Annotated in this window: 24 protein-coding genes; 6 read left to right on the plus strand and 18 right to left on the minus strand. The window is 42.9% G+C overall.

Annotation, left to right across the window (positions count from 1 at the left end; translation table 11 throughout):
• The 3 genes from lanM to B5354_RS09125 are packed head-to-tail and all read right to left on the minus strand — an operon-like array spanning position 1 to position 3384.
• On the minus strand, positions 1-2934 hold the full coding sequence (gene lanM, locus B5354_RS09115) for a type 2 lanthipeptide synthetase LanM (RefSeq protein ID WP_079528022.1): 2934 nt from the start codon (positions 2932-2934) through the stop codon (positions 1-3).
• An 18-nt stretch (positions 2935-2952) separates the two neighbouring features.
• A complete protein-coding gene (locus B5354_RS09120; RefSeq protein ID WP_079528024.1) occupies positions 2953-3150 on the minus strand; it encodes a class II lanthipeptide, LchA2/BrtA2 family in 198 nt (65 codons plus the stop codon).
• Positions 3151-3186: 36 nt separating this feature from the next.
• On the minus strand, positions 3187-3384 hold the full coding sequence (locus B5354_RS09125) for a plantaricin C family lantibiotic (RefSeq protein ID WP_079528026.1): 198 nt from the start codon (positions 3382-3384) through the stop codon (positions 3187-3189).
• A gap of 180 nt (positions 3385-3564) precedes the next feature.
• On the opposite strand from B5354_RS09125, the gene B5354_RS09130 reads away from it, so the two are divergent.
• Genes B5354_RS09130 through B5354_RS09145 form a run of 4 tightly spaced genes read left to right on the plus strand, consistent with a single transcriptional unit; the run spans position 3565 to position 5750 of the window.
• Positions 3565-3804 carry a helix-turn-helix transcriptional regulator gene (locus tag B5354_RS09130; protein ID WP_079528027.1) on the plus strand — a complete coding sequence of 80 codons (240 nt, stop codon included), beginning with the start codon at positions 3565-3567 and terminating at the stop codon, positions 3802-3804.
• A complete protein-coding gene (locus B5354_RS20720; protein WP_139377092.1) occupies positions 3794-4147 on the plus strand; it encodes a DUF2178 domain-containing protein in 354 nt (117 codons plus the stop codon). Before B5354_RS09130 ends, B5354_RS20720 begins: the two co-directional genes overlap by 11 nt.
• A 24-nt stretch (positions 4148-4171) precedes the next feature.
• Positions 4172-5041, plus strand: a complete 870-nt coding sequence (locus B5354_RS09140) for an ABC transporter ATP-binding protein (RefSeq protein WP_079528031.1) — start codon at positions 4172-4174, stop codon at positions 5039-5041.
• A gap of 52 nt (positions 5042-5093) precedes the next feature.
• Positions 5094-5750, plus strand: coding sequence for an ABC transporter permease (locus B5354_RS09145; RefSeq protein ID WP_245804746.1), 657 nt, complete (start codon positions 5094-5096; stop codon positions 5748-5750).
• 272 nt (positions 5751-6022) lie between these two features.
• Here B5354_RS09145 and B5354_RS09150 read toward each other — a convergent pair whose 3' ends face one another.
• The 14 genes from B5354_RS09150 to B5354_RS09215 form a co-directional block, all read right to left on the minus strand.
• Positions 6023-7462, minus strand: a complete 1440-nt coding sequence (locus tag B5354_RS09150; RefSeq protein ID WP_079528035.1) for an aldehyde dehydrogenase family protein — start codon at positions 7460-7462, stop codon at positions 6023-6025.
• A gap of 7 nt (positions 7463-7469) precedes the next feature.
• Entirely contained in the window at positions 7470-8522 is a 1053-nt protein-coding gene (locus B5354_RS09155) for a homoserine dehydrogenase (RefSeq protein WP_079528037.1), read from the minus strand.
• Complete coding sequence (locus tag B5354_RS09160; RefSeq protein ID WP_425432110.1) at positions 8512-9762, minus strand: M20 metallopeptidase family protein; 1251 nt, start codon at positions 9760-9762, stop codon at positions 8512-8514. Before B5354_RS09160 ends, B5354_RS09155 begins: the two co-directional genes overlap by 11 nt.
• A gap of 5 nt (positions 9763-9767) precedes the next feature.
• Complete coding sequence (locus B5354_RS09165; protein ID WP_079528041.1) at positions 9768-10976, minus strand: cystathionine gamma-synthase family protein; 1209 nt, start codon at positions 10974-10976, stop codon at positions 9768-9770.
• Positions 10977-11009: 33 nt separating this feature from the next.
• Positions 11010-12206 carry a M24 family metallopeptidase gene (locus B5354_RS09170; protein WP_139377093.1) on the minus strand — a complete coding sequence of 399 codons (1197 nt, stop codon included), beginning with the start codon at positions 12204-12206 and terminating at the stop codon, positions 11010-11012.
• A gap of 179 nt (positions 12207-12385) precedes the next feature.
• Positions 12386-13129 carry an SDR family oxidoreductase gene (locus B5354_RS09175; protein WP_079528043.1) on the minus strand — a complete coding sequence of 248 codons (744 nt, stop codon included), beginning with the start codon at positions 13127-13129 and terminating at the stop codon, positions 12386-12388.
• A 354-nt stretch (positions 13130-13483) separates the two neighbouring features.
• Complete coding sequence (locus B5354_RS09180) at positions 13484-13930, minus strand: DUF4064 domain-containing protein (RefSeq protein ID WP_079528045.1); 447 nt, start codon at positions 13928-13930, stop codon at positions 13484-13486.
• Positions 13931-14131: 201 nt separating this feature from the next.
• Complete coding sequence (locus tag B5354_RS09185; protein WP_079528047.1) at positions 14132-14425, minus strand: hypothetical protein; 294 nt, start codon at positions 14423-14425, stop codon at positions 14132-14134.
• 205 nt (positions 14426-14630) lie between these two features.
• On the minus strand, positions 14631-15308 hold the full coding sequence (locus B5354_RS09190) for a GOLPH3/VPS74 family protein (protein WP_176142452.1): 678 nt from the start codon (positions 15306-15308) through the stop codon (positions 14631-14633).
• A gap of 288 nt (positions 15309-15596) precedes the next feature.
• Entirely contained in the window at positions 15597-16904 is a 1308-nt protein-coding gene (gene dnaB, locus B5354_RS09195; protein ID WP_079528051.1) for a replicative DNA helicase, read from the minus strand.
• The gene (locus B5354_RS09200) at positions 16894-17226 is read right to left on the minus strand and encodes a hypothetical protein (RefSeq protein ID WP_079528053.1); all 333 of its coding nucleotides are present in this window, start codon (positions 17224-17226) and stop codon (positions 16894-16896) included. The genes dnaB and B5354_RS09200 overlap by 11 nt, the downstream gene beginning before the upstream one ends.
• Complete coding sequence (locus B5354_RS09205) at positions 17205-17891, minus strand: DnaD domain-containing protein (RefSeq protein WP_079528055.1); 687 nt, start codon at positions 17889-17891, stop codon at positions 17205-17207. Before B5354_RS09205 ends, B5354_RS09200 begins: the two co-directional genes overlap by 22 nt.
• Positions 17892-18188, minus strand: coding sequence for a hypothetical protein (locus tag B5354_RS09210; RefSeq protein WP_079528057.1), 297 nt, complete (start codon positions 18186-18188; stop codon positions 17892-17894).
• Positions 18189-18404: 216 nt separating this feature from the next.
• Positions 18405-18869, minus strand: a complete 465-nt coding sequence (locus B5354_RS09215) for an RNA polymerase sigma factor (RefSeq protein WP_079528059.1) — start codon at positions 18867-18869, stop codon at positions 18405-18407.
• Between the two features lie 197 nt (positions 18870-19066).
• Here B5354_RS09215 and B5354_RS09220 point away from each other — a divergent pair, with 197 nt between their 5' ends.
• Positions 19067-19561 carry a sigma-70 family RNA polymerase sigma factor gene (locus B5354_RS09220; RefSeq protein WP_079528061.1) on the plus strand — a complete coding sequence of 165 codons (495 nt, stop codon included), beginning with the start codon at positions 19067-19069 and terminating at the stop codon, positions 19559-19561.
• A gap of 229 nt (positions 19562-19790) precedes the next feature.
• The gene (locus B5354_RS09225) at positions 19791-20090 is read left to right on the plus strand and encodes a hypothetical protein (protein WP_079528062.1); all 300 of its coding nucleotides are present in this window, start codon (positions 19791-19793) and stop codon (positions 20088-20090) included.
• Between the two features lie 277 nt (positions 20091-20367).
• Here the strand turns inward: B5354_RS09225 and B5354_RS09230 are convergent, their stop codons facing one another.
• Entirely contained in the window at positions 20368-21696 is a 1329-nt protein-coding gene (locus tag B5354_RS09230; protein WP_079528064.1) for a 2-hydroxycarboxylate transporter family protein, read from the minus strand.
• Positions 21697-21724 lie beyond the last annotated feature (28 nt).

Genomic DNA, 21724 nt, shown 5'->3' on the forward strand with positions numbered 1-21724 from the left:
TTAATTACCAAACGTTAATGGGGAAGTTTTAATAGTAGGGTCAAGAGATTTGCAAAGGTGCAATAGTGCACCAGCTTTACCCGCCATCAATCCTGGGCTTAAAGGATATCGGCCCTTCCCATTTTTATAGTAGTTAAAAATATATTCTGGAGAGCAGAAAGTTGTTTTCATCTCTAGGAGGATTTCAGATGTCTCTTCTGGAAATGATTCACTCACGTACTCAAGCGCCTCTACTATTCCCAAACTTCCATGACAAAGTACCGGAACACGCGATATAGGTATTCTTCTTAGCTGATCTATTAAATTTAGAACAGATTCTTTAGGTAAAATGTTTGATTTGTATGCTTCGTAATAGGCTATTAATAGTCCTGATAAACCATTACACCAAGATGATGATACATTCATACCTTCGCCATCTTTATATATCTCTATGATTCCATCATTGTTTGTGTACTTATTACAGATGATCGAATCAATATCCTCAACTATTCGTTTTATTTCGCTGTTTTCTTGTTTTTGATTGACCAAAGCAAAAAACCAAAGTAATTGACCATATCCATGAGTCAATCCTGAAGTAGTTTGAGTATCACTTGCATTTATTTTTGAATATGCCAATGAAAGACTTCTTTTGATAATATCATTACTTAATTTGAAATCTTTTTGCGTTCGGTATCTCATAACAATCGAACTACTTTTGCCCGTAATCATGTCGAAAAAATCATTATCTGGTGTATCCAGAGAATGGTGCAATATTGGCCACGAATTAACAGCTATGTCTTTCCATTTTTCGTTTCCAACGAAATCCCCTGCCGCAAATAATGTCCACAGTAGACCTGAAACTCCAGAAAATCCACCAATTCCAGAAAGAAGGACATTTCTAAGTTCGAAACTTTTTTCTTCTAGAATGTTTGATGATTTTTCAAAAATATCATTGGAAGCTTTGATTGCATCATCGTCTGATACCAGTTTACCGGCCACTGCTAACGCGAGTGCTGGGCCAACTCTTCCGTTATATAAATCGTACCCTAAAACTCCTGGTGTCCAGCCCTGCCCCCCAAATCGTGCAACAGGTCCAATCCAAGTCTTTGGTAAATGTTCATAGCGATCATCCAAAAGTGATTCAGTTATTGATTTGGAAAACCAAGAAATGATTTCTTTGTGATTTTTATTGTTGTAATCTTTTACTGTGTTCAGCTTTTTAAATTTAGTTATTTCTTTCTCTATAGATTCTGACTCTTCTAGTTTTAGCTTTCCATCTGCATGTGGATCTGCTAACTTAGCAACAAAAGCTAGTCGTATTAGGTTGGTTTGTCTAATCAAGTCATCTTTTGTGAGATTTTCCATCTTTGAAATAAATTGTGATTCCGGACTTGTTGGAATATGAGAAATAACTTCATTTCCAGAAAAAACTTCTGTCCCTTTGAAGTTGAGGGAAAAATACGGGATGTCCCCGTTCCAGAGTTGTCTGCATTCAGATAAAACCAAATTGGTATCACTTGTTAGACTCAGTATTCCAGTACGAGACAATAAAGCATGTGCCGTTTCTATATCTCTGGATGGTTCTGCATCAGATAAGATACGTAAGATTTGTTCATACCTGTATGTCATATTATGTATATAACGAAAATTAACATTACTAAATGACTTTCTAACTGCGTCAATAAACAGATTCTTTTGTTGGTATACTTGCATGAAAAATTCAGAGAAACCTTCAATAATTTGGTCACATCTTTCATGGATAAAAGACTCCAAATCTGGGTCATTCGATAGAGTATTATCGATACTTTGATGCTTCCAGACAACTTTTATGTTTGAAGAAAAACCATTTTGTATATCGAAAATCTTAAAAGGACTTACACTGTTTTCGTTTCGAATACCAGTGAACCCGACATCAACTGAACCATTCCCTGTTTTTGTACCTAATGATATTGGGAGTACACCTGTACCATATACTGATTTCTCCAATGCATGATAAGCGCTTCTTTTTGATTCAGGAATTCCAGTTCTAATCCGAGGTGGATGGAATAGAGTTTCCAAATCTATTGGAAGCGGCCCCTCATTTGTCCACAGTATGTTGCTGTAATGCATATCTGTAGCATTTAACATAAACATTAGACATGCTAGTCTGCCTGCTTGGAACATATCAGTCTTTTCTTCATTAGTTTCTACAAACGTTGTAAAACCATAATTACCAAAATCAATAACAGTCAGGGAAGGCATCTTTGGAGATATAAATTTGTTAATCTCTCGAATGAAGTTTGTATATCCTAATTCTCCAGATACTGAACGCGGTTTGAAAACAATCTTTTCTCCATGTTCAAAAGTAATAATCGCTACAGAAGTCCCATTGTTATGTGTGTCTCCCCCTGACTGTACAGAAGCAATACGACTAGTGCACGGAATTTTGAGTTCTTCCTCAATTCTTACACGATGTTTTTCAGTCAACTGAATAGCATCTTTAATTGCATTTGCTCTGTTCTCTAATAGATTATTGCACCTACCCCATGCAATTGCGTAAATATCCGCAAATTCTTTGAACTGTGTAGCCATTAATCTTTGAGTGTAGTAATCATAAATTTCTTTCGAATTCATAGACTGCTCAGATAATGTTTTGATCTGTTCAGCGAAACACCTTATTAAGTACGAGAAAGCTATCTGTGAGAACAGCTCACAGATAGCATTTTTGAATGATTCAGGTTCCAGAAGATGCTTGTCCAAATTCGAGTCCCATACTTTCTCCAAGGCATTTCTAGCAATCATCCTACAAGGGTTATGATAGGGGTATAATTCCTGGGCCTTGAAAGCATCTACATTATTCAAATTATCTTCAGAGTGCACAGACAATTCATCAATATAATATAGAAGTGGTGCAATATGTTCATCGAAATCTGACTGTTCAAGTTCTGGATAAAACTGTTTCTTGTAGGTAATCATAAAATTTCTACCCCCCCTTTAACAAGCGCGTGTACAAGCAGTAGTTGGACAAGTGTTAGTTGAAATATATCCCGTAACTACCGTAATAACGATAGTTGGTGTTGCCCCTCCAGCAACTTCATCATCAGTTAATGCGATCATATCTGATTCCAGATATTTTCCCAGTTCTAATTCATTTTCCGTACTATTACGATTATTAGATTTATTATTATTCATAGCGATATCTCCTTTTCCCATATAAGTATTTCTAAATTATTTACACCATGACATGCATTCATGAGAAGCTGTACACCAACTCCCATCATTGCCCCAGTAATCACTAAGAGAAAATGTATTTGTAGTGCAGGCTCCAAATACGTCATCATCAAATTGTTGATCTACAACCTCTTCAAACCAAGTAACTTGTTCATTCTGACTCTCTTTTTTCAATTTACTGATTTCGTTTTTCATATTATCCCTCCTTTCTGGAAAATTCCAAAAATTAAGAGCTCTCTAGTAATTTTTACCATGGGAAATATACCCCGTCAACGAGATTCCTGAATTATTAAAATACTTATATTGCAAATTCACAAAGTTCACTTTACTCTTGTATAAGTTTACTTTACAATACTTTGTGAGAGGTGAGGATTTATGAAGAAAGATTTTGGCGATTCCATATCAAATAATGTTTATGAATATCGAGTGCTTGCCAAGATGTCTCAGTTAGAGTTGGCAAAAAAAATCGGTGTTTCTAAGCAAACAATTTTTGTAATGGAAAAAGGAAATTATGTGCCTTCGTTACGACTAGCGTTTCGTATTGCCGATTTCTTTGAAGTTGATGTGAACGATATTTTTACTTATGTGAAAGGAAATGATCCAAATGACGTTTGAATCTATGCCCGTAATATCAAATTCAATCTTTTATCCTTTGAAAATTTGGGCGGAAAAATCAAATGATAATTGGAATATGCTTATTGTTAGCGGTTTTATATTGCTTTTAGTCGGAGGGGTCTTGATACTCGTATATCGGAACAAAATGGGTAAATCAGACGAAAGAACAAGTCACATATATTTGAAAAGTGCCTTCGTAATGTTAGGTGGAGTCGTTCTGTGCGACTTAATTTTTCCGAAAGGATACATGTGGCAAATTTTCTTTTTATTTAAATATTCTCTGGCATTCTTCGCATCTGGAATATATCTAGCTGTTCAATACAAAAGGGATTTTTTAAACTAATGGAATAAACAGGGGGATTGGAAAATGCTTATCAACTCAATTACTAAGAAATATAGTGGCTCTGTAGTTTTAAATGAGCTATCTTTTGATTTCAAACCAGGAGAAATTGTCGGTTTAATTGGAAATAATGGCGCAGGAAAAAGTACGCTTATGAAGATAATTGCTCAAACGATTCAGAAATTCGATGGATCTGTTGAAGACAACAGTCATGTCGGATACTTGATTGAGGAACCTAAACTATTTAGTAATAAGACTGGATTAGCGCATTTATCCTATTTCTCGAAAATTTATGGAAACATATTCAAACTTAATGAATACGAGGAACTTCTAAAATGCCTGCAATTGTTTGATGTATTGAATAAAAAAGTGAAGGAATACTCTTTGGGAATGAAGCAGAAATTAGGAATAGTTATAAGTCTATTGAACAATCCGAGTTACGTCGTATTAGATGAGCCAACAAACGGTATGGATATTGAAACATCCCTCGAAGTATTAGAGCAATTGAAAAAAATGGCTAAAGAGTGGAATGTCGGTATATTGATTTCCAGCCATAAGCTAGAAGACATTGAGAACGTCTGTAATCGCGTCTTGTTTATAGAAAAAGGGAACATCCTTGATGAACAGCAATTTAGTAACAAGAGCCAGCACATACTAAAATTAGTTTTTGATACTCCTACTGAATTAGCAACATTTATCAATCATCAAGAGTTCGGAAGTATCGTTCATTCAAGTGAAAAAACAGTTGAAATTGAAACGACGGCAAATAATGCTGATGTTTTCCAATTTTTAAATAAATTAGGTATAAGATTAATTGATTTTACTACTGAAAAGAAAACGCTTCGTAATGTGTATATGAGCAAACTCGGAGGTGAAAAACGTGATATTGGATATTAAAAGTTACGTTAGTTACAACTTAAGTGAGCTATTTAAGAGGGGATCTTTGATTGTGGGAGTATTGGCAGCCTTAGGACCAGCAATACTCATTAGTTACCTTATCTTATCAGGAACTACAGCTTTTACGATTAAACATGTTTCAAACTTTTATTGTATGTTAGGAATGCTCGCTGCTGTATTACACCCTCTTTACTTTGTCAACAGAGATTATTCATCTAAGACAATATCATTGATTAACAATTCAAAACAAAACAGAAAAAAATATGTACTAGCCAATGTTGTAATTGCTCTATGTGTCAGTTTAATTTATGCAGCATTAGGAATTGTTTTACTTCTAGTTACAAAAGAACTTGGAGTTCCTGGAGAGTTGAAAGCTTCCTTCCTTCTGGGATTTTCAGTTAACGTCTTTCTTCTAGTGCTAACTTTTTTCTTGTTTGGATATATCTTACTACTTTATGGTGTCCGAAGTGGTGCAGTTTATGGAATTTTGACAGCGTTACTACTTTTCTTTCATAATATTTTGATAAATGTGTTGGAAAGTACAAATAACGTATTTCTTTCAAACATAATTGAAAATTTTCCTGGTTATTTCTATCCAGTTATGGTTGGATCAAACCCACTTTCTCCTATGCAGTACTTTATTGGATGCCTCACCTTAGTCGTACTTCTTGTACTCGTCCTTAAAAAAAGCGAAAGAATTGAAATATAATAATAAGATTGCATTGTAGAGTTTTAAAAGAGCCAAGACTGGCCCCTTTTCTGAAAGCTAAGCTACTTTAAATAGATTTTCAATTTCTCCCCATGATAAAAAGTCGAAGAGCGAAGTCTCTTCGACTTTCTTTGTACAGCGCTGAAACAACTTCATTTCCCCGTAATGTCGCTGACTACTTCATTCAAATCCTAACAATTGGCTAAGAGGGCTTTATGGCAAATTCGTTAGGTAAGTAGCTAATATCCACTCTGAAATTGTAAACACCGTTGTTACTTGGCCAAATTAAAACAAGCCACTTTCTTTTCCGTCATCGATTCAATCGCAAACCGAATCCCTTCTCGACCGATACCTGAACCTTTCACACCGCCAAACGGCATCGCATCGACGCGGTAGTCACTGCTGTCATTGACGATCACACCGCCGACATCCAACTTTTCAATAGCTTCGTGAGCTTTGTCGATGTTCGGGGTGAAGATCCCTGCTTGCAGTCCATAGTTCACTGAATTAGACTGCTGAATGGCTTCTTCTAAGTCCTCGGCAGGAAATAGAGAAACGACTGGGGCAAATGCTTCTTCGCATGCAATCTTGGCATGTTTTGGAACATTGGTTAAGACCGTCGGCGTGTAATAAGCGCCCCGGCGCTCGCCTCCGCACAGAATTTCTGCTCCATCTTCAACAGCTTCATTCACCCACTGTTCGATTCGTTTGGCTTCTTCTTCACTGATCATCGGCCCCATGTCGGTGGATTCAGAACGTTTATCGCCCATATTCAGCTGTTTTGTTTGCTTAACGAATTGTTTGGTAAAATCATCGAAGACATCTTTTTCAATAAAAACGCGTTGGACACTGATACAGTTTTGCCCAGCAGCTGCAAAGGAACCGCTGACGGTATTCTCAACGGCGCTTTTGAGATCCGCATCGTTCAGGACAATGACAGGGCAGTTTGAGCCTAGTTCCATCCGAAGCTTTTTCACGCCCGTTTTTTCGGTGATTTGTTCTCCGGTTTCAAGACCTCCGGTAAACGAAATCATTCCTACGTCAGGATGCTTGACGAGTGGAACGCCAAGTTCGCTTCCTTTTCCCGTTACAACGGAGAGCAATGCGGATGGCAGACCTGCCTCAATCAGGGCTTCTCCTAAATAAAGGGCGCTCAACGGCGTCACCTTTGTCGGCTTGACGACTACGGCGTTTCCAGAGGCAAGCGCCGGACCAACCTTATGAGCTACCAGATTTAATGGGTCATTAAAGGCGGTAATGGCACCCACAACGCCGATTGGAAAATGAGTATAGTAGCCAACACGGTTCTCACTTCCAGGTACCTGGTCAAAGGAAATCGTTTCGCCCTGAATTCTGCGCGCCTCTTCTGCACTAATTCTCAGGATTTGAATCGTTCTGTCTACTTCATCCCGAGCTTCATTGATCGTCTTACTTCCTTCGCGGGCTATGATGGTCGCAAACGTTTCTTTTTGCTCATTCACGTTATCCGCTGCTCGGTTTAAGATCTCAATCCGTTTATGAACAGGCAGCCTTCTTCTTTGGTCGATTTCCTGTTTGGCCCGTTCAATCGCTTCGTTCATATCGCTCGCTGAAGCAGCTGGAACGGTATCAATCAGGCTGTTGTCACCTGGATCACGAACTTCTATGGTCTCATCCTTCTCTTTCCATTCACCGGCAATTAACATCTTTTGACCTGTTACACCTGTTGTCATACTGTGTTCACCTCATTTCATAGATTCGTGTTTTGTTGATATTAATTAAATCAGTTAACAGAGAAAATCCAGTTTCGATCCGTCCGGCACCTGCGCCTGTGACCGTAACCGGACCCGACAAATCACATTCATAAGTGATCGCATTCGTGGCTCCCATCACCGAGGAGAGTGATTCATCCAAGGAAAGCTTTTCCGGTTTTACGGATGCCTGAACCTTACCATCTTGCTGGGTAATTCTCGCGAGCAGCTTCCACCGTTTCCCTTCTGACTTCGCTTCTTTAATGTCTTCCGCGGTAAGATCTGTCATTCCCTGGCATTCCACCTCATCTTTTTCCAGAGGTACATCCATCACAACGTTGGCTAAAATAACCACTTTATACAAAATGTCATGACCTTCAACATCACTGGTGGGATCCGCTTCTGCATAGCCACGTTCCTGCGCCTGGGCTAAGGCGTCCTCATACGTCATGTCTTCTTCCATTTTTGTTAAAATGAAGTTCGTTGTCCCGTTGAGGATTCCGCGGATTTCACGGATGGTATTTCCCGACAGCGAAACAGCGGGCATCCGCAATGTTGGCGTTCCGCTCATCACCGTGCCTTCAAATCCCCATCCGACGCCATTTTCCTCGGCCAGCGCGGATAATTCTTTGTATTGAAGGGCGACAGGGCCTTTATTTGTGGTGATAAGATTCTTCTTATTTTCAAAAGCCTCCCGGCAATGATCGATTGCGGGCTGACCTGTTTCAACATCCGTTGGGGTCACTTCCACAATCGTATCCGCGTTTGTCTCCCTAATCGTTTGCAGACTGTCCCACCCTCTGATTAAGCCGGGGTGTTCAGGATAATGCTCTAAACTGTTATCTTCCTTGACCACATCCAGCAACGTCTGGAGATTTAGTCCTTCTGGGTGATAGATCGAACCTAAGTTCAAATCTGAAATCGCAACAATCTCGGCATCTAAGGCAACTTGATTCGCCAGCATGTCTTGCTTATTAAGCAGAATTTCCGCTAGTCCACTTCCGACAACTCCGAATCCGACAAACGCCAGCTTATGCGTCATTTGTCGTCACCTCCTGATTTTGATCTTTTAGCTCATAGTCACCTGACAAATACCTGAGGGTCGTTTCTGCTAAAATCGCTGCACCATAAGGCAGGCATGCTTCGTCGATATCAAATTCCGGGGTGTGTAAATTACGCTGCTGATCATCAGCATTTTTACAGCCAAGGAAAAACATCGCCCCCGGCATTTCCTTAGTCACGATGCTAAAGTCCTCGCCGCCAAGCCCAAACGGACCTTCATACACTTGAAACGACGGATAAATGTCTTGCATCGTCTGCTTCAGCCATGTATTCACCTGCGGGTCATTTTGAAGAGCAGGTTCACCATGAGTAATCTCCACGTCAACCTCTCCGCCAAGCGGTTCCACAACGGAAAAAGCTTTCTTAACTTCATCGACAAGAAATTCCCTAATGTCAGGGCTGTAACTTCGCAGTGTGCCTTCGACTTCGACTTCAGTAGGAATCACATTCGTTAATGTTCCCGCGTGAACTTGGCCAATCGTCACAACGCCTGACTCCAGCGGAGATATTTTTCGTGAAACTATGCCGTATAAGGCTTGCATGGCTGGACCAAGCATCCAGATCGGGTCCTGACATTGCTGCGGGTAAGCCCCGTGACCGCCGCTTCCGCGTATTGTTCCTTTGAACATATCGATATTTGCCATGCTGTACCCATCATTCACTTGGGCTTCACCTACTTCTCGCCACGGACACATATGCAGGGCAAAAGCAGCGTCCGCCTCGTCCAGCACACCTTCCTTGACCACGTAACTGGATCCAGTACGCCCGTCCTCATCAGGAACCTCTTCTGCTGGCTGGAACAGGAGCTTCACCGTCCCTTTGTATTCATTTTTGTTAAAAGCTTCACCTAACAACTGAGCGACACCGAGTAAAATCGCTGTATGCGCATCGTGTCCGCAGGCATGCATGACGCCATCATTCTCGGAACAATAATCCTGTGAACTCTGTTCCTCAATTGGCAGAGCATCCATATCAGCTCGTACCGCAATCGTCGGTCCGTACCCATTAGAAAGTGTCGCTAGCACACCGGTTCCAGCAATTCCTGTTTCAATGTCGATTCCGTCGATTTGTTTCAATTTATCTTCCACAAAGGAGGACGTATCCCGTTCTTGAAAACTGAGTTCAGGGTTCTGGTGGATGTGCCGTCTCCATTTTATGAGTTCATCCGAAAGCTCGTCGGCACGTTCAGTGATAGCATAACTACCAGCCAATTGGATCACCTTCCTTACGAGTTCGTATATTCCGTTTGTGTTTTGGAAAGTTTTTCGAAGGCTTGATCGAGATCAGCGATTAAGTCTTCGGTGTTTTCTACCCCTGTGGAATAACGAATCAGGCCTTCAGGAATCCCCATGGCTTCCCGTTCTTCGGCTGAACTTTCAACATGACTTGATGTTCTCGGTATGCTGGCAATGGTTTCGACTGCGCCTAAATTGGCCGCCAAGTGTGCGTGGTTAAGAGTGGGCAAAAATTCACGTACAGCATCAAGTCCGCCTTTTAGTGAAAAGCTGAGCATGCTGCCGAAGCCATCCATTTGCTGGGTTGCGATGTCATGTCCCTGATGGGAAGGGAGCCCTGGATAAAACACATCCTCAACAAGCGGCTGCCCCTCTAAATAATGGGCAATTTTTTGGGCGCTCCATTCTTGCTGTTTAAGGCGGATATCAAGTGTTTTCATGCCGCGAAGCAACAAGTACGCGGACATAGGTTCAAGTGTTGAGCCGTTAATTTCGCGAAAGTGATACACTTTATCGACGAGTTCTTTTGGTCCGCAAACGATGCCGCCAAGTGCATCTGCGTGACCTCCGAGAAATTTTGTGGCACTGTGAATCACCAGATCAGCTCCGAGAGCCAATGGATGTTGATTGATCGGCGTAGCAAATGTGTTGTCCACGATCACTAGTGCGTCGACACGCTTTGCCGCTGCGATCAGCCTGTTCAGATCAACAATTTTTAACGTTGGATTCGTCGGGGACTCTAAATAGAGGATGTTACAACCTTTTTCAACCTCCCGCTCTATGGCTTCAAAGTCAGTTGTATCGCAAAGCTCCACATCCACATTAAATTTTGGCAAAAACTCTGAGAAAATTTTATTGGTGCCGCCGTACGTATCTTTGATGGACACGACACGATCACCTGAGGAGAGCAGGGCAAACAGTGAATTACTGATGGCAGACATCCCCGTTGAAGAGCTGGTCGCCGCCTCCGCATCTTCCAGCTGACGAATCTTTTCTTCAAACACATCCACCGTCGGATTCGTATTTCTCGCATAAATATGCCCTTCTCGCTTATTTAAGGCAACGTCATACCAATCATCGATGTCGCTATAACCAAAGGAAACACTGTGAACAACGGGAACTTGTGTTGCGCCTTGCAGTAAATAGCGGTCTTCACCAGCCCAAACAGACTCTGTTCCATAATCCCATTGATTAGCCATCATTTATTCCTCCCTTGATTCTTTGTTGATCTCTTAAGAAGAAGTCGCCTTTTTGCCTTCCTTAATAATCAGTTCACGCGGGTAATTGGCAAGGGTTTCACAGCCATCCTCCGTAACGACGAACGTTTCACTGAATTCAACTCCGCAGTCCTGTTCCCAAAGACCGGGGATCAAATGAAACGTCATGTTCGGCTGCAGGACGGTTTCATTTCCCTGACGGATACTCGCTGTATGCTCGCTCCAGTTCGGCGGATAACTTAAGCCGATGGAATAGCCGAGTCTGTCATATTTTTCAAACCCATGTTTCTTAATTGTCTCACTCCATACCATGGCTATATCTCCGCACGTTTTACCAGGTTTGACGGCAGCGAGCGCCTCGTTAATCCCTTCATGGACAGCGTCTGCCAGGCGCTCCTCCCTTGAAGTTGGCTGTCCGAGCTTGATCGTTCTCGCAAGCGGGGAATGATAGCGTTTATGAACTCCGGCCAGTTCAAGTGTGACAATCTCATCTCCTTGAAAAGCTGTTCCATCCCACGTCAAATGGGGACTCGACGTTTTAACCCCTGACAGCAGTAACGGCACAATCGATGGGTAATCTCCGTCGATTCCCTCTGCCCCGTTAATCTGGGCATGGTAGATGTCAGCCGCGACTTCATTTTCACTTACCCCTTCACGAATTGCGTTGATGCCGATTTCCATCGCATGTTCAGCATTCGCCGCAGCATTTCTCATGTATTGTAGTTCCTGCTGCGATTTAATCATCCGCACGTTGGGGACTAATGTTGTGGCATCTATGAAACTGGCATCTGGCAGCGAACCTTTAAAGTTTTCATAAATCATGGCTGAAAAATAATAACTGCCCAACTCTACCCCAATTCGCCGCTTATCCTGGTTCAGTTTTTTGAACACATTAGTAATCACATCCATCGGGTGTTTCGTGTTCGAATGAAGGTAGTCGTCGGTATAATAATAGATGCGATCATCATCCAGCCATGTCGTTAACTTGGCCCCGTTCGCATCTTCCCTTCTGCCAATCCAAATCGGCTGGTCGTGCTCTTTAATGACGATTAAGGCTTGCACAACATAGAAGGAATACGCATTATAGCCGGAAAGGTAATTGATGTTGGATGGATTGGAAACCAACAGAACATCCACCCCTTGTTCGTCCATTCTGGTTTTCACCTGACTGAGTCTTTGCTGGTATTCTTCTAAGTTAAATAATTGTTGCACAGTGAACCCCCTCCTTCCTTTAACAATTTATGGTTCTGTTCCCACAAACGCGGTGGAATAAAACGTAGCCCTTTTGATAAATCTTTTGTAAAAACGGCCTCTGGGGGGCGTGAGCAGGTCCCACGCAAAAGCCCCCTGCCTCTATTTCAATTAGAGGCAGGGGGCTTACAACATTCTATTTAGAGCTCTTGCGAAGTAGGGCGAACGATCAACTCATTGACAGATACATCGCCAGGTTCGGCTACAGCATAACGAATTGCCCGAGCCATGGAATCTGGGTGAATAGCTTGCTTGTAAAGCTCGTCCACACCCTGTTTGACTTCGTTGTCGGTAATCGTTTCGGTTAATTCGGTATCGATCGCACCAGGAGAAAGAATCGTCGTGCGAATATTGTTCGCCGCTTCCTCTTTTCTCAGTCCTTCGGTAATGGCACGGACAGCAAACTTACTTCCACTGTAGACCGCACTCCCCGGAAAGACTTCATGACCCGCGACGGATGAGATATTGATAATATGGCCAGTTTTTCGTTCACGCATGTGCGGCAGTACCGCAGCGATTCCATACAGCACACCTTTAATATTGACATCAATCATTTGATCCCACTCGTCAGTCTTCAACTTATGCAGCAGCGACTGTGGCATTAACCCGGCGTTATTCACCATCACATCAATTTTTCCATACGTATCAAGCGCAAATCGCCCCAGTTCCTGCATTTGTTCCTCAGAAACGACGTCCGTCACTTTGTATTGAGCCTCTCCCCCTTCGTTCTCGATGGCCTTTTGTAATTCCTGCAGCCGTTCTTCACGCCGTGCGGCCAGGACCAGTTTGGCACCATGGCTTGCCAGTTCCTTCGCAGTTGATTCTCCAATGCCGCTGGACGCACCCGTTAAGACGACAACTTTTCCTTCGATATGGTTAGGCATTTTCAAAAACACACCTTTCTACTATGGTTACCTGGGAAGTTTTGCTATCACCCGGCATGCAATGTACTAATTTTTGAAGTGAAACAGGGGCATAAAATCCTTTTTCAGCCCCACATGTTCCGTATTTCCACAATGATCGAGATCTAAAACATACCCTGTGCTGTATGTTTTATTTCGGAAAACTTCATGTGGTAATGAGAGCATATTGACCTTTCGTTTTGAATCATGGAACGATGAAATACCACTGTGTGCAGCCTATCTATAAAACAAGCAGCCCGGAACCCCCCTTTAAGATAAGGGTTTTCCGGGCTGCTTAAGTAAAGCTATATGAACACGTGCTCCTCTGGTTTGCCCTTACTTCCTAGCCAGACACATAATACCACTAACAAAGAACGGAAATATCGACAATAGTCCGAAAAACGCTGAAAAAACCGTAGAACCCAAGTCTGAGTAAAACACGGAACCTATGGCAGCTATCAATAGGTATGATGTTAGCACAACAGATAGGACCCCAGCCGCTAGAAAGAAAGCCCCAGCTACTTTAGGACTTTTCTCTTTCACTAAAAAACTAGTACCCGTAATTCCCAAAGCTAATCCGACCGCAGGTAAAACGATGAGAACAATGACGAGCAGAGAAACCATTACTGCCATGCTAATGACGGCGAATGAGACGCCTGGCTGAAGGGTCGCTTCATACATACTGGGGATTACGGCAAATAATGAAGGAAAAACACCGATTAAAGCGAACCCGTATAACACACTGCCTATAATGCCTAGTACAATTTCGGACGTCCTCTTCATCCACGACTCCCCCTTTCTTTAATCCGTAACTATTTTTCTATGAAAAAGCATACCAATATTTTCATCATATTGAAACTCTAAATCAATCATAAAAGCACTAAGAGAGACTCTTAACTCGAATCGAGCCGGCTACGTAAAAAGCATCCTGCTCTTTTCACAAACAGGATGCTGAAATCTCTAATCTCTTAATTCCCTTCAAAACTAGTCCTTAAATTGCGGCGCATGCTTCCTGGCAAACGTAATAATTTGATGATAAGTCTCAGGCGCAAAATCCTTTTTCGCCGGTGAGTACAGCTGGGCTGTCTCTTCATCGATCAGCTTAATTCTCTCTCCACCGCGAACATACAAAGTCACATATAGAAAAGGATTTTCTAAGCAATTTTCAAAAAGGAATCCTTTAGGAAAGTCTGCTGTAATCAGAAGGCGGTCCTCTACTTGGTTTAAGGAAAGTTGACTATTGAATTCTAGATTTTTTACTTCTTTGAGATACAACATACTGCACTCCTTCTTGTTCGACTTTTTCCTCTGTGTGACTATCCTTATTTCACGTACATCGAAGATATTCTTTTTTTCAAAAGAAAATCTTCGTGTACTAATTCCGAGTGTACCACCACAATTTTAAGTCCATGTAAATTTTCCGGTGACGAGTTTGTGACATCCGTGAAATTGAACAGAATCTATTCAACAAGATAGGAAGAGCTTAGCTGCCACCCCCAGAACTAGCTGCCGAACTTGCTGCAGCTGACGCACAAGCAGCTATCACCACCGTCTGCATCGCTTCTATGGATTTCTTCACAGCTTTCCCATACGCCTCACTTTCACTTACCTCATCTATCCTGTTTTGGACATCTTTAGATTTTTCATTTGGAAAAACTTCGCCAATAAGATTGCAAGCTTTTATGAGACTCAGCAGCATAACCGTTCTTTCATCAGCCTCTTCGTTTCCGTAAAGACACGAATGGAGACGCTTTCGGATTTGTTGTTCGGGTTTATCCTGTTCATTTGGATAGACATGTCGCGAGAATACCCATAAGATCTTTTGTTCTTCTTCTCGTAACACGTTTCTTTTCACCAAAGAATTAAGGATCTCTTTCTTTATTTTATTCATCCGAAAGCTGATACTTTGAACCCAGTGCTTGACACTTCTAGGTTTTTTCGAATCCTTAATTTGCTGTAATACCGTACGTTGGAAGCCATCTCCATTTTCATTCATAACCACTACTTTTTCATCTTCGAGCGTAATCCGTTCCTGAATCGTAAGTTCGGCAAGAATCGCTCCCGCCAGACCATAGTTTAAGGAACTACTGGCTGAAAAAACGACCGTTCCTTTATCGTCATCAAGTGCGAGCAGCAATAGTTCTTCTGCAATTGTAAACATACGGTTCCCCCTTTTCATAACTCTTCTATACGATACGAAAAATCATAGCCATTTGTTTCAAAAAAATGAACTGGACTCTTTTCTTAGCATAGGAGATCTAATCTACTACATAGGTGAAAGGAAAATTTTTACGATCCCGAGGAGTTTGAGGGCAATCTTTCACGCTAGGGAGCAATCTTAAAGAGATAGAGGACAATCTTTTCCGTTACGGAACAATCCTAAGTAGATAGGGAACAATCTTTTCCGTTAGGGAGCAATCCCATCGAGTTAGGAAACATTCCGCAACCATTAAGGAACAATGAATTCAGATTTCCGAAAATCAGACAGCCCTTCTTCTAAACATTCAAATCTTCCATACTCCTTCAAGAACCTCAGCCCGACACTTCCAACCGGACCATTCCGCTGCTTCATGAGCAAAATCTCCACACGGTCCTTCAGCTGCGAATCTCTGTTATAGTAATCATCCCGATACAGAAAGCTGACCACATCCGCATCTTGCTCAATGTTGCCGGACTCCCTCAAGTCAGACAGCATCGGTCGTTTATCCTGGCGTTGCTCTACATTTCTCGACAACTGTGACAGAAGTACAATCGGCACGTTTAGTTCGCGGGCGAGCAGCTTCAGTTCTCGTGTGATCGCTCCGACTTCGAGGTCGCGGCGTTCGAAGCGGCCTTTTGCTGTCAATAGCTGCAAGTAATCGATGATCACCATATGGTTACGGCCGGCTTTATCATCCTGCATAGCTTGACGAACGCTTGCCCGGATATCATGAACAGTTCGCGCCTGTTCATGAATGTTGAGCGACCAGCGGGCGATCTCCCCAATCGATTTCAGCGCTTGTGCATAATCTTTATTGGAAAAACTCATCGAGCGCCACTTTTGCCCATCGACCGCGGCTTCCATCGAGATAATCCGCTGCAGCAGTGATTTGACGCCCATCTCTAAGCTGAACAGGTGAACCGCTCCTCTTGCTCGACAATGGTGGGTGGCCAGGTTCAAGGCGAAGGCCGTTTTTCCCATGGATGGGCGGGCGGCGACGATGAGTAAGTCGCCTCGCTGTGCCCCGCCTGTCATCTGATCGAGTTGTATGTAGCCAGTGGAAAAACCGGTTTGCCCGCCTTCGGGTGGATCGGTCATCTCTTGAGCGATGTCTATCAAGTGCTCATACACAGTTGCCCGGTCCTGTTCGAATCCAATCTGACGCAGTTCATCCAATCGTCCCATCAGCTGATCTAGAGACTGGTCGGTAGGGTTGCCAGCGTAGTGTAATGCCAGTTCCTTCGTCTTTCGGTTCCGATAAGCTTCCAGCACCAGCCGCTGGTCATGCTTGAATGTGGCCGTAGTCGGAACCGATTCAGCCAGAGACAGCAAGTACTGAACGCCGCCGAGACGCCCTACCCGCTCTCCTAATTCAGTCGTGACCGTTACAATCGTGACTGGCTGCTCCGCCGCATCTACCTTTTTAATCGCTTGAAAAATTTCCTGATGATTACGGTTCTCAAAATGTACAGCCAGCAGAAACACATCTTTAACGAGAGTCCCTTCTTGCAGGATCGCTCCAAGTACCGCCTGTTCCGCTTCATGATTACGAATCATGTGACATCTCCTCCACCAGTTGCTGCAGCTGCTTTTGAAAACGCTGCTTCGTTTCCGGCGTTACGTTCGCCGCTTCCTGCTCCCATTGCCGCATTTTATCCAGGTACGTGTTTTCCTCTGGCGGATACACCGCGATTTCTGAAAGAGTCGGTGGAAAAACGTTTCGCGCTGCAAAGGCGGACAGTTTTTTCCTCACACCTGTGAAGTCCATTTCCATCAACTCGGGAATCAACATGTCTGCTACCCTTTCTGTGATCTCGATTTTATTTGGGTACAGTTCACTCATCGTTTCCAGTACTTCTAACGCTTCTCTTTGATCCATTTGTCACCCTCCGCTCTCAATTTGTCAAAAATACTCTGGTTCGCCGCTTTTTTCGATCGGCGCGTTGACACTTTTTTCGATTCCAACATGTTAGCTGCCTCCACCGTCTTCACGCCGTGCTTTTCCCATTGCTTCAAAATTCCCTCGCAATACTGAAACAGCAGTTTATTCTGCTTGACGGCAATTTTCATAGATTCAAGCACAAGCTCATCTGACATCTCCTCACACCATTTCGTGATCGACTCCGCGATGAACGGTGTCAGCATGCCCATATTTTGTTCATAAAAAGAATGCGGTCCCCCTTCCGCCACTACTACTTGTTTCTGTTTCTTTTTCTGTTTAACTAATGGGGACGTTTTATCGTACACATTGTGGTCCACTGTGGCTTGCAAAGAGACCATTTGATAAGCTGCACTCAACCGCGACCCCCTTGGTCTATGAATCAGGTAACCATGCTCTTTCAATTCATTCCGCGCCCGTTTGAAAGTCCCTTCACTTAACCCCGCTTTGGAACGCACCACCCACGAGGCAACCGTAAATTCTTCCTTCCAATCGCATTGATTGTTGACGCTCATGAACGCATGCCACAAGGATATTGCGGAGCCTGACAACGGGGTTTGTTCCAATTTTTTATAAAAAGCATTGATTTCCTTAATGTAGTTCATTTAATGGTTTTCCTCCTTCTGCAATGAAATCATTTGGTATGTCGGGATCTCTTTCGGCGCACCCGCAATGTGAATAATGTAGCCTTTCTCCCTTAACTCCCGCCGTGCCTTCTTGAACGTGCTCTCCCCTAACCCGGATTTGATGCATAACACCGGCGCTCCTACTTTGAACTGTTTACGCGCCCCCGATTTGTGGTGGAAGTACAACATCGCGTGCCACAAGCTCGCGGCAGATGCCGAAATCGGTTTAAGTTCCACCTGCTCATAGAATGCCTGAATTTCTTTTACATAGTTCATCTTGATTTCCTCCTTGATTTTTCTTGTGGAAGGGTTCTTTTTTGCTTCACAAAAATTCCCCCTTCATGATCTATAATCGTATGTGCTCCGCGTGAGGTGTCAAAAATGCCATTATTTTTTTCCTCCAAGAAAATACTTGGCACACGGTGAGAAATGTGAACCAAGCTATTTTTAAAAGGGAAATGGTACGTAGCGAAGGGCAGCTTTAAGAAACGATTATGGACACAGGTGGGGCTTCGTTTTCTCCTTAATCGCCTTTCTCGCACGCTTCACGGTAGCAGGGCTGACCGATTCAGACACAGCGATCTGTCCAACCGTACAGCCTTGAAGAGATAAGCGAAGAACATTTTTTTCAAAAGAAGTTAAAGCAGCATAATGGAAAATATCGTGGAAGGAAATCAAATCTATAATCGGATCCGGTGAAAAAGAACCGTCATACCGGCTAAGCATAGAAAGGCGTGACGATTGAATTTTTTGCTTACGAAACAGGGACTTTAAATAGAAGGTGAGCTGGCTTGTAAAATACGTAGAAAAATTGGCCCGGGTAGGGTCGAAGCTTTCCTTGCAGGCATCATAAATGAAAAAAGCTTCCTGGAGATAATCCTCGTGAGGCTTCCTCACGTGTAGTTTGTGGAGGACTAAGTAGACAAGACGTTGGTAATGTTCGTAGGATTCGTTCAATGCTAGTTTCCATTTCTATTGGATATCCAATCCTGAATTTGTGCACCCCCTTATTATTACCTAAGAACTACAAAAATGGAATATTTATTTATAATTTTCTTCAATTTTTTAAAAATTAACCCAATTTATGACACCAAAACCCCTTTTCGACACGATAATAATTATGAAAAATATAAACCGAAAAGGTGGCTGGCCATATGTCCATAGACTTCGAAGAGCTCGTTACACAACATAAACAGCTGATTTATTTCCATATCCACAAACTCCACATCAAAGATCGCAACGGAGATTTTTTTGCTGAAGGATTAGAAGCCCTCTGGAAAGCATATGAAAGCTACAATCCCGACATGGGAAAACTATCGACGTACATAAGCTGGAAAATCCGCAACGCCCTCATCGATGCCATCCGCAAAGAAGCAACTGCCTCAAAGTATGACCAAATCTATATCCAGGACCAAATCACTTCCCCGCTGCACACAGAAGATCTCATCGAAGACCACTACCTGTGGGAGCAAGTCAAGGGAATATTGACGACAAATCAATGGAAATGGGTCTACTATTTTATCATCCAGGATTTGTCGGTCGATCAGATTGCCAAGGTAGAAGGAGTGACGAGGGATGCGGTGAAGAATTGGGGACGTCATGCGAGGAAAAAGCTTCGTGGCTTGCTGCAGGAAATCGGGGAGTTTTAAATCTACCATAATGAACTAAACAGATTCATTTTGGTGGTAAATGAATCTGTCTTTCCAAATGAGATAGTTAAGAGTGTATAATTCAGGCAGATTGCTTCTGTCTCACCATGCGTCTCGAAGTGTTCGCCTTCTAACTGAACGATATCTAAAGAACAAATTAATTATGTGTTGAATAGATACGAACAAATTGGAAATAATGGTAACAACATGTTTGAATGAGGTGATCACAATGAAATGGAATAAACTAACTTTAAGCCTACTCGCAGTTATTCTATCCACTGGGATATTGACAGGGTGCGGCACTGCTGACGAAGAACAAGAGCCAACCCAAAATGAACAGCAGCCTACTGACCAAAACTACGAAGGCGGAAATAATGACGAACAAGAGCCGGATCCAACCGAAGAGCCTTCCGAACAACAAAATCAAAACAATGATGAGCAAGAACCTGATCCGAGCGAAGAGCCTTCAGAGCAAAAAGACCAAGGTGATGATGAGTTAGACGAAGAACAACATAACAATAACGAATAATGGCAAACTCGATCTATTCGAAAAAGGATGGTTTTCTTGAACAGAAGACCATCCTTTTTCTTTGGGCTATTTTTTCTACTGCAGTCTTACATTATTCTAGACCTCCCGTTCACCAATCAATCTCATCAGGATAGTGTGCAACGCTCCAATATAGGCTTTTTTCGCTCACATCTTGTTTACGAACGATCGCTTTTCGTCCAAATCGCTCGCCTTCATATCCATTTCGCTCACTTCCAAGCCATTTACGCTCGCCCCGAGGGGATTAGGCTGATACCTACTAGTTAAATAACGGGATAATTAACCCGGCTAACAATAAGATGAGTGCTCCGCCTAAGCGAGAGGAGATCTGAGCAAAAGGCATCAGTTCCATTCGCTTCGAAGCAGAAAGAACCGCCACATCACCTGTTCCACCCATATTCGCCATACACAAACCAGCCGTGATAGCTGCTTCGATCGGGTAGAATCCAACAAGTTTGCCGAGCAATCCTGCTCCAATGATCGCTCCGAATACAACACCGAATACAGTCAGAATATACTGCAGGGTCAAGGCTTCAATGACCGTGTTCAAATCGGTATAAGCGATTCCGATTCCAAACAGTAAGGCAAGTGTCCAGTTATTGGCGACAAACTTATACCATTGGCTTGCACCTTCAATTACATTTTGAGGAATCACATCAACAATCTTCATAACAGCGACAATAATAATCATAATCGCATACGGGTGGATGGGGATAAAGTCTCCAAGCAAAGTCCCCACTGCAAAGAATGCGACAGCAGCCAGTAAACCGATCCCCATTTTTTGAATATCATAGGTCGGCTTTTCCTCTTTGTATTGAAAACCGTGAACCAGTTGACCGTTCCCCGTCAAAGAAGGAACTTTTTTCCCAAGCAGGTTAAGCATACTTGCCAAAACAATAGCGAAGACATTCCCTAAAGCAAGGGCAGGTACCAGAATAGAAATATAATAGCCTGGAGTATTTCCCATCATCTCTGAATAGATTTGGCTCATCGGCACAGCACCTGCTCCCATACCGCCGCCCATGATCGGCATGGTGATAACAAGAACAGCCTCGCGCAAAGAGAAACCAACTAAAGATCCTAATAGACCGGCGATCAACATGGCACCAATCACCGCTCCACCGATAGGTAAAAAGTAACGCAAACCTACTTTCATAAGAATCTTTTTATTCATGCCAAGGATACTCCCTGTTATCAAGGCCGCGATGTAAAAATTCAAGAAGCCACCATCTTTCATGAAAGTTGTCATGGCTGTCACCGAAGAATCCGGCAGCCACCCTGCATACACCATGAATGCCGCACCGAAGATGGCGATGATCGCTCCCCCGCCGAGAAAGGTTTTGACGATTGGGGTGTTGTCCCCAATCCAACCAAATAATTCTCCCAATACAATCATCACAAGCAAGCTTCCGATCATCCCGCCTGGAAGGTTCCCCGTGTACAAGCTGAACAAGGTGATCGCCGTAAAAATGGCGAACCATAGCACAGGAATCTCGAAAATCGTAAACCCTTTCTTTTTGCTCTGCATTTCTGTGACTTGTTCGTCCGATTGGCTGTCATAGTTCAGCTCTTTAGCTGTTTGTGACATCTTGATCCACTCCTTTTCGTTCGTAGTA

The organism is Halobacillus hunanensis (assembly GCF_900166655.1).
Taxonomy (GTDB): Bacteria; Bacillota; Bacilli; order Bacillales; family Halobacillaceae; genus Halobacillus_A; species Halobacillus_A hunanensis.